This is a genomic window from Streptomyces sp. NPDC051907 (genome assembly GCF_040681075.1).
In the GTDB taxonomy this organism is placed as follows: Bacteria; Actinomycetota; Actinomycetes; order Streptomycetales; family Streptomycetaceae; genus Streptomyces.
In genome coordinates this window covers 1-8356 of sequence record NZ_JBFAYB010000173.1, presented here as the reverse complement: position 1 = coordinate 8356, position 8356 = coordinate 1, and the positions used below count along the sequence as shown (strand labels likewise).

Below are 8356 nucleotides of genomic sequence, written 5' to 3'. Positions count from 1 at the left end.
CGCATCATCGAGATGCGCTTCGGCCAGGAGATGACCCAGTCCCAGATCGGCGCCGAACTCGGCATCTCCCAGATGCACGTCTCACGCCTGCTGACCCGCACGCTCACCCAGCTCCGCACCGGCATGCTCGCCTGAAAACCCTGCCGTGACAACTCGCGGGTGATACGCGCCGCCGCGCCCGTACGGGGCGCTCAGCCCGCACCCACCGCTGAGCCATGCCAGGCTCGACGCCATCGGCGAGATTGGTGTCCACCCGAGCGGACCACGGTTCATGCCAGCCGTGCGGTACACGGCCGCCCCAGGGACCAGCGATCCGGCCCACCGACGAGTCGACCACGACTGCCTCCCAGCCCGTCACACAAACCCAAGGCCATCGCCGCATCGGAACGGCCTACCATCGGCACGGCCATGCTTTTGTACGCCTGACCTCAAGGAGACAGGGCCCTCGGAGGGCACCGCCTGTGAGTGTGGTCGACGTACCGCCGCCTCGCCCCTGGTCAGGCGACCGGGCGAAATGGATCCCCGACGTGTTTCCTCCTGTGCATCGACGGTTAGGCGGTGCTTCATGGACCAAGTGCGTGCGGAGCGTGCCAGTGCCGGTGAGTCGATGAGGCGGAGGGCGCTGCCGTCGTCGAACGGTCCCGGACGGATTCTCAAAGCCATGGACTGGGTGGAACGCTCTGCGGGAGCCGATCGCCTCCTGGACATGGTCACGCGGGCGATCAAACGCCTGCCGCTGGGCCGAGGCCGCGATGCGCTGCATGGGCGCTGGCTGGGGCACCCGGTACATCCAGCCTTGGTGCAAGTGCCTGTCGGGGCCTGGACCTCGGCCGCGGTGCTCGACCTTGTACCTGGTCAGCGGAAAGCTGCCGGAACCCTGATCGCGGTCGGATTGGCCGGCGCGGGCCCGGCAGCACTGGCTGGCTGGATCGACTGGGCCGAGTTGCATCGGCAGCAACAGCGTGTCGGACTCGTACACGCGGCCGCCAACACCGCCGCGGTCGTCTTGTACTGCGGCTCCCTCGTCGCACGGATCCGTGGCCAGAATGTCCGGGGTGTGACGCTGGGCTTCGCCGGGCTATCGGTTGCCGGCGTCGGCTCAGCGATTGGCGGCCATCTGGCCTATCGGCAGGCGGCTGGCGCGAACCACGCCGAGCAGGTTCCGCATCTGGTCGGCGCCGGATGGCACGACATCGGCGCGGCCGCCGACTTCCCCGTGGGCGAGGCTGTTCGACGCGCCATCAACGCCGTACCGGTCTTGGTTGTCCGTGAGAGCGAACAAGCCGTCCACGTCATCGCTGAGCAGTGCAGTCACCTCGGTGGCCCGCTAAGCGAAGGAGTGATCGAACACGGCTGTGTTCGCTGCCCCTGGCACGGCAGCCTGTTCCGGATGTCGGACGGATGGAACCTGCAGGGCCCGGCGACCGCCCCCCAGCCCTCCTTCGAGACCAAAATCGCCTCAGGCCGCCTCCACGCACGCCTACGTCAGGCTGCTGTGGAGCGGAGCTCCACTCCTGCGGCGTGACCGCCCCGACCGCGCGTGGCCCCGGCGCAGTCGCCGAGGCCACGGCAGCGGAGCTACTCCATGGGGTCCAGCCCCGTCCCTGTCCCGCTTTCCCCGCTCGATCTCCTCTTCCATCCGGCGGGCCTTCTCGCGCAGTTCTTGGACAGTAACCAACAGCGATTCCCGCAGCTCGCACCGGCCGCCAGATCGTCTGCGGACGGCACCGGGCTACCGTTTCGCGCGTCACCTCGCCAAACCGGCGCCGCATACGGGCCGAGGGCTCAGCCGACCCGTTTCTCCAGGACGGCGCCCTCGTCGAGCCCCGTTAACCGGTGCCATCGTGGGTAGACGCTTGGCATGATCGCCTTTGCGAACCTTGCGGCCGAAGGCCGAGCTCCGCTCTTTCTCATCTTCGTCGGTGTGGTCGTGGCCGCTCTGCTGATCGGCGCCTTCTGGTACGGCAGCCGACGCAGTGCCCGGCGTCGAGCCGCCGTCCGACCGGAGCAGCAGAACCCCGCCGCACAGCGGCGCGCACAATCGTGGGACACCCCCCAAGAATGATCCAAGTGGTGGTGCCCGCTGCCCGAACCATCTTCTACGAGACGCCCTTGGCCTACCTGCTCGGGCAACTCGAAGCCCGGCACCTCGTTCTAGTGGCCAAGTCACCAAAAAGTGCATCCTCTACTCCGCGCTGGACGCCCACATCCGCCACTTCGACGTCAATGCGGCCCCGGAAGCACTGGCTCACATCGACCCGGAGCTGGCCAAGGCTGCCGTGCGCATGATGGAAGCCAACTTGTCTGTTGCCGTTCGCCCTCTGGACGACATCACCTTCGAACAGGCTTCTAGCTCCGAATCTCGCCGCAGCGATGACCCCACCACACCCCGTTGAGATATGAGTCGGCGCAGCTCGCGTGCGGGGCTGCGGGTTCTCAGGCTTGAGTGTCTTGCCGCTCCAGGGCGAAGAGAAGTTGCTGGGTCTCTGCGACCACGCCACCGAGGGAGGTCGCGGCCTCGGCGTCCCCCTGGGTGACTTGGACCTTCAGACGGCTGTGCGCGTTCCACGCATCCGTCAGCGCGACTTCTCTCCGATCTTGGAGCTGGGGGCCACGATCACGGGTGTGTGCCGCGGCGACTTGCGCCGAAGGCGCGGCAGAGTCGGCTGCATGGCGCAGCAGTTCGCTCAGCGGTTCCAGCGCGGCTGTGTGCGGCGGGCGCAGCGCAGGGCTGTCGCCGGCGGCATCGGCGAGGAGACGGGTCAGTGACATGAGGTGGTGGGCGATGCGCTCCCAGGCGGCGTCGAGTTCGACGGTCGGCAGGGTCGGTCCGCTGCGGCGGAGTCGATGGGCGGGGTTGAGGCGGTAGCTCTCTTTGGTCCAGCCCCGCGCCTCACGGAGGTTGGCGAGGTCGCCGTGGAGTCCGCGTGCGTGGTCGTGCCACCGTTCGGCGTCCGCCTGCGCGTAGCCTCGTTCGACCCCAGCGGCCATTGTGCGCAGCAGTTGTGTGGTCTGCCAGGGAAGTCGTTCCAGATGCACCTGTACATCGCGTAGGTGGAGCGGCGGCAGGATGAGCGCGTTCACTGCGACTCCGATGGCGGCGCCGACCAGTGTGTCGAGGAGACGCGACCCGACGGCGGCGAATGACGTGGATCCGTAGGCCAGTACGAAGAGAGCGGTGGTGGGGGCGTAGATGCCCTGAGTACCGAAGCGTGTCCAGTTGCCGAGCAGTACGGTCACGGGAAGGACGATCGCCATGGCGGCCATGGTGTTGCCGGTGACCGCCGCCGCTCCCACGGCGAGCACCGTGCCGATAGCGATCACGACTACCTGCTGGATCGCTGAGATCAGGGAGCGATAGACGGTGCTCTGGACGAGCGCTACCGCTGCCCACGGCGCCATGAGGGCCGTGGGCGACTCCCACCACCAGCCGGTCACCGCCCAGGCCAAGACAGCAGCCGCGGCCGCCTTCAACGACTGAGTGAGAGCGATACGCTCACCCCCCGGCTCCCGAACGGCCCGCGCCGCCGAACGCCGGAGCGCGGCCGCTTCCCACGTCAGCCGGTCCCACCACACCTGTGTCCTCCACCAAACTTCCGGCATCGCGCCCAGCGCCAAGGTCCCTCTGGCGGCGTGTGCCCGTGCGGACGCACCCCAAAACGGCAGGTGGGAGGGCCTGCCTCGGCGTCCAGGTGCGGGCCGGCATTCCAGCAGAATCGAGAAGACCAAGGCCTTTGCCGCGCGAGCGCTCAGCGGCGAAGAGAAGGCCACGGGACAACCACATCACGTCAAACGCATACCTGGGGCGCCTCGAGGCCAACGTTTGATTCGGGAGTCGAGGAACATCCATGTCAGATCGTGCGCTAAGCCTCCGTCGGCCCTGGTGGGCGGCTGACGGGGCGTCGGTCTCGGGGCCGGGCTGAAGTCTTCCCACGGATAACGCCCTATTATCTGCGGCATCGCTGATCGCGACCCGCGGCGACGTCCGCGGGGCCGTGCGCGAAGCGACCCTGTTATCTGTGGCAAGGGGGAAGCGGGGCCCGCCGTCGTACAACTGCCCGCCGGGAAAGCGCTCACGGTCCGGTCGGCGGCCGACGTCTTCCTGGACGGACAATGTGCGCCGGTACTTCAAGCCTTCCCCGGAGGCGGTCGCCGAGCTGACCAGCCTCCTCGCCCCGGGCGACGCCCGGCGTTGAGCCGTCTCGCCCGGTGCGGAGGGACGGCTCAACGCCATGGGGCCAGGGATGATCTCGGGCGCGCACGCTTCGCCCGCCGTTCACCCGGCGCGGTGTCGTTGGTGGCCGTGGCCGGGCCGGGTGTCTGACGGGGGCGCTCCCCGGGCAGGTGCCGGAGCCTCGTTGAATCGGGTCAGACGTCCTCGATGCGCCAGTGCTGGTGGTCACCGGCGTGGTAGGGCCACTGGACGACGTTGGCTCCATCGTCGGTCGAGCCGCCGTAGACGCTGAGGGCCTTGCCGCTGCGTTTGTTGACCAGCTCGCAGACATTGTCGTTGACGGGCTTCGGAGTCCACAACTGGTTGGCGGTGCCCTCGTACGGCCACTGGTCGACGTTGGCTCCATCGTCGGTCGAGCCGCCGTAGACGCTGAGGGCCTGGAGGCTCTTCGCATTGATCAGCCGCCAGGCGTCGCCCGCGACGCTTTGCAAGTACCAGTGCTGGTGGTCACCGGCGTGGTAGGGCCACTGGACGACGTTGGCGTCGTTCTCGGTCGAGCCGCCGTGGACGCTGAGGGCCTTGCCGCTGCCTGCGCAGGTCAGCTTGACGCGCCGGATGGGGTTGAACCCCCAGCCGGTGAGCTTGAGCCGGATACGGGCCTCTCCCTCGCTGCTCCCGTCGATCAACGCTTCCTGGGAGGTCACCGTGGGGAAGTAGAACGCCCCCCAGCCAAAGCTCGTGGTGGCCAGGTTGAGCAGGGCTTCCTGGGTGAAGACGAAATTGTGGCTGCCGACGTGGTCGTCATGACTCCAGTTGATCATGGCCTGGACGAGGGTGAAGAAGCCGGCACTGAATGCCTGGGCGATGGGGGAGAAGATGTTCTCGTCGAGGAGGTCGAACGCCGTTCCCAGCGTCGCCACCGCCAGGTCGCTCCCGTCGTTGTCCTGAAGCTGGTCGAGCAGCGACGAGGCGGCTTGACTCAGAGCGCCCTTGATTTCGTCGCGGTGATCGCCGCTGTCCTCCTCCCACACATCGACGGCGACCACCAGGCTCCCGGGGGCCAGACTCCGGCTCCAGATGGTGTTGGGGAAGGGAAAGTTGTGTCTCTCCCCGGCGTCGACGTTCTCAATCGTCGGGGAGAGCCACGAGGTGGAGTGGCTCTTGTCGAAGGCGATGAAGGCGAAGTACAGCTCGTCGTCGACCGAGAGCTCGGTCGATTCCTTCTCGCAGTAGAAACTTTCGGCCCGGATGGTGATCTCTGTCCCGGAGGCGAGCACGGGGGGCAGCGCGGCGAACCCGGAGGATCCGGCGGCGAACGCGGCCGACAGTGATGCCGGGAGAGGGTCGGTGTCCGCGGGAGGGGTGGGCGCGTGGACGATTGTCGTGCCCCACCCGGCGGCCCTGGCCGCCGAGGCCGCGTCACTGCCGGCCGCGGGCAGGTCGCTCGGTTCCCGCCCGGGCGTCAGCTCCACTGCCCGCACTTGGGGCATACCGGCGATGTCACGAGCGATCTGCGGAGCGTCCTGCTGGAGTTCCGCCAGACCGTAGCCGGTCTCGGGCGTCAGGCCGGCGGACGAGTCGGGGAACGCCCGCGCCCTGGCCTCCGGGCTCGCCTCGGCGAAGATCCGCCCGTACTCGGCCAGCCGCTCGGTGGATATCCCCGCCCGTATGAACTGGTCGACCGTGCCCTGTTCCAGTTCGGTCAGCTCAGCCCCCTGCCCCAGACGGGCGAACGCGTTCAGCGTCACCGCCAGCAGATGGTGACGTGCCCGGTTCCCCTCCACCCGTGCCTGCTTGCGCTCCGACAGCTCCCCGCCGCCCAGCACCTCGCGCAACGCGTCCGCGATCCAGTCCCGCTCCGGTAAGCCCGGCCCGCCCATACGCCTCTCCCCACGACGACCCCCGACAGCCCGGGGGCGAACACCGACGAGCCTGCCACTACACCCACATGTGAGACAGATCGCATTCCAGCCCCGGCAGGTGCCCTTTTGGCGAAATCTCAAGCTCTCGGCTGACATGCCCGGCGGAGGCGGGCCCGAAGCCGTTTACGGGCTCACACCGGCTTCGCCTCCGACGGATGAAATCCGGACCCGGGAGGTCACCCGTCGCCGGGGGTGTTCCTGTCGCGCAGCGGGCGCAGGCCCCCGGACAGCTCGGGGAGCTGGAAGGAGTACCGGCCGAGCACGTTGATGTGGTGGCGCACGAACGGGGAGAGGCGGGTCACGTCCTCGTCGCGGACGTCGAAGCCGTCGGCGCGGAGCCGGGTGAGGGCGGCGTCCATGTAGCGGGTGTTGAACAGCACGAGGGCGTTGAGGACGAGTCCGAGGGTGCCGATCTGCTCCTCCATGCCGTCCTGGTAGCGCTGGTAGAGCTGCCCGGCCCGGCCGTGGGAGATTCTCCGGGCGAGGGCGTGGCGGCCTTCCTGGAGGTTGGCCTGCACCTTGATCTGGCGGCGGTATCCGGGCTCGTCGGCCATGCGCAGGATGTGCAGCGTCTTCGCGATCCGCCCGTAGTGGGCGATCGCGTCCCCGAGCGGGGTGGGCCGCCCGTCGCGGGAGAGCATCCGGATCACGTCGTAGGCGCGGACGGCTCCGGTGTGGATGGAGCCGATGATCCGCAGGATGTCCTCCCAGCGCCGCTCGATCCGGGCGAGATCGACCCGGCCGCGGGCCGCGTCCTGGAACGCGCCGTAGTCGGCCGTGCGGTCAATCCGCCACATCTTCTGGTCGGGCAGGTCCGCGAGCTGCAGGGCGTAGGCGAACCCGGCCAGGGTGAGCAGGCCGAAGACGATGTCGCTGTAGCTCGCGGTGTCGGTGACGATCATCTCCGGGCGCTTGCCGCCGTCGCGGTCGTAGAGCACGTCCAGCACGTCCAGGGAGTCGCGCGGGGTGCCGGCCACGACCTTCCCTCCGAGCCCCGCGGCCTGGTCGTTGATCATGTTGAGCCACGTCGCGCCGCCCCGGCGCCCGAAGTACTTCGGGTTCGGCCGCGCGTACACCGACGGGACGGGCACGACGAACCGCATCCCGTCCACCGAGGCGACCAACCCGCCTCCCCAGCTATGCGCGAGGCCGATGGACGCCTGGTGGCTGATGAGCGCGGCGTTCGCGGCCCGGTACGTTGCCAGCCTCAGATACGTCTGGTCCACGTGGCACAGGCGTGAGAGCTGTCATTAAAAATGGCAAGTGAAAAATACTGACAGATAGGGCTGAAAAAAGTAGCGCCAAAATAATTACAATTACCCAACGATATTTGGCTAATGATTGAAGTTTTTCTATATTAAACATGTCAATATTATAGCATAGTAATAGCTGTCAGCAGAAGAAAATATTTCATTTTTGTTGATAACTTTTGTTAATCTGAACTTGAATAAATTGTAGTAAAATAGAGCTACCTCAAAAATGTGCATATCTGGCAACCACACTAAAAGGTCAGTCTAACTTTGTTCGTACCTAGATATGTACTTAAAACTATCCTTAAAAATGCCCATGGTTAACGACTATGAGTTTTTTTATTGAGATTTTAAAATTACACATTTAATGTAGAAAGGAAAACTAAAAGATATAAATCGTTGATAATTTCCTTGAAATTTGCGAAAATAAGAGATAGTTATTTGTAAATGTAATCAATGGAGGCTAAAATGAGCGAGATTATAAATCATATTACCGCTTTTCAACCAGTCTATCGTGTGCTTAACCGTGAAGAAAATTTAGATTTCTACCGTGAAGTGCTTGGATTTAAGGTCTTGGTAGAAGAAGGCGCAATGGTATGGCTTGGTGGGCATGAAGCGAAAAAAGATCGGTTTCAATTAGAAGAATCACCAGGTTTTCGTCCTGTTGAAGGATTGAAAAAACACGGGCAAACGGTGATCAAAGCTAATTCATCTGAGATTGAGCAATTAATTGTTCGTAACTTGGACAAGATTTCTAAGGTCTATAAAGGAAAAAACGGCTTTGCTTTTTCAGCACTTTCGCCTGAAGCAGAACTTTTTTTGGTAACATCAGATTTACTGACAGATTTATCATCACTGACAGAAATTGATAAATCAGAAATTGAACTTGAGGAAGATAAAACTTTTAAAGGTTTGTCAGATTTTGAAATTATAGCAATGGATTTGAATGTTGCTGACCAATCAATTATTGAATTTTATGAATCAGATTTTGGTCTTAAAGCAATCAATAA

General features: G+C 64.1%; 6 protein-coding genes and 2 pseudogenes. 5 read left to right on the top strand and 3 right to left on the bottom strand.

Annotated elements, in window-relative coordinates:
• The 3 genes from AB0M39_RS40510 to AB0M39_RS40500 form a co-directional block, all read left to right on the top strand.
• Positions 1-135: sigma-70 family RNA polymerase sigma factor (locus AB0M39_RS40510; protein WP_365373775.1), on the top strand; the 135-nt coding region annotated here is incomplete at its 5' end.
• A 526-nt stretch (positions 136-661) separates the two neighbouring features.
• Positions 662-1525, top strand: coding sequence for a Rieske (2Fe-2S) protein (locus AB0M39_RS40505; RefSeq protein ID WP_365373773.1), 864 nt, complete (start codon positions 662-664; stop codon positions 1523-1525).
• A 336-nt stretch (positions 1526-1861) separates the two neighbouring features.
• The gene (locus AB0M39_RS40500; protein WP_365373770.1) at positions 1862-2065 is read left to right on the top strand and encodes a DUF6479 family protein; all 204 of its coding nucleotides are present in this window, start codon (positions 1862-1864) and stop codon (positions 2063-2065) included.
• Between the two features lie 371 nt (positions 2066-2436).
• Here the strand turns inward: AB0M39_RS40500 and AB0M39_RS40495 are convergent, their stop codons facing one another.
• Positions 2437-3474: an aromatic acid exporter family protein gene (locus AB0M39_RS40495; protein ID WP_365373767.1), complete on the bottom strand. Its 1038-nt coding sequence runs from the start codon at positions 3472-3474 to the stop codon at positions 2437-2439.
• A gap of 635 nt (positions 3475-4109) precedes the next feature.
• On the opposite strand from AB0M39_RS40495, the pseudogene AB0M39_RS40490 reads away from it, so the two are divergent.
• A pseudogene (locus AB0M39_RS40490) lies at positions 4110-4196 on the top strand (site-specific integrase); the annotation flags it as partial.
• A 172-nt stretch (positions 4197-4368) separates the two neighbouring features.
• Here the strand turns inward: AB0M39_RS40490 and AB0M39_RS40485 are convergent.
• Both AB0M39_RS40485 and AB0M39_RS40480 read right to left on the bottom strand, forming a co-directional pair.
• Positions 4369-6054, bottom strand: coding sequence for an RICIN domain-containing protein (locus AB0M39_RS40485; protein WP_365373764.1), 1686 nt, complete (start codon positions 6052-6054; stop codon positions 4369-4371).
• A gap of 218 nt (positions 6055-6272) precedes the next feature.
• Positions 6273-7431: pseudogene (locus tag AB0M39_RS40480) on the bottom strand (transposase); the annotation flags it as partial.
• A 383-nt stretch (positions 7432-7814) separates the two neighbouring features.
• Between AB0M39_RS40480 and AB0M39_RS40475 the strand changes: the two are divergent.
• Positions 7815-8356: CppA N-terminal domain-containing protein (locus AB0M39_RS40475; protein ID WP_365373761.1), on the top strand; the 542-nt coding region annotated here is incomplete at its 3' end.

What these genes read in the sequence shown, in the direction of transcription:
- AB0M39_RS40505 (WP_365373773.1), top strand. Translation starts at nt 662, where the DNA reads ATGGACTGGGTGGAACGCTCTGCGGGAGCCGATCGCCTCCTGGACATG.
- AB0M39_RS40500 (WP_365373770.1), top strand. Translation starts at nt 1,862, where the DNA reads ATGATCGCCTTTGCGAACCTTGCGGCCGAAGGCCGAGCTCCGCTCTTT.
- AB0M39_RS40485 (WP_365373764.1), bottom strand. Translation starts at nt 6,054, where the DNA reads ATGGGCGGGCCGGGCTTACCGGAGCGGGACTGGATCGCGGACGCGTTG.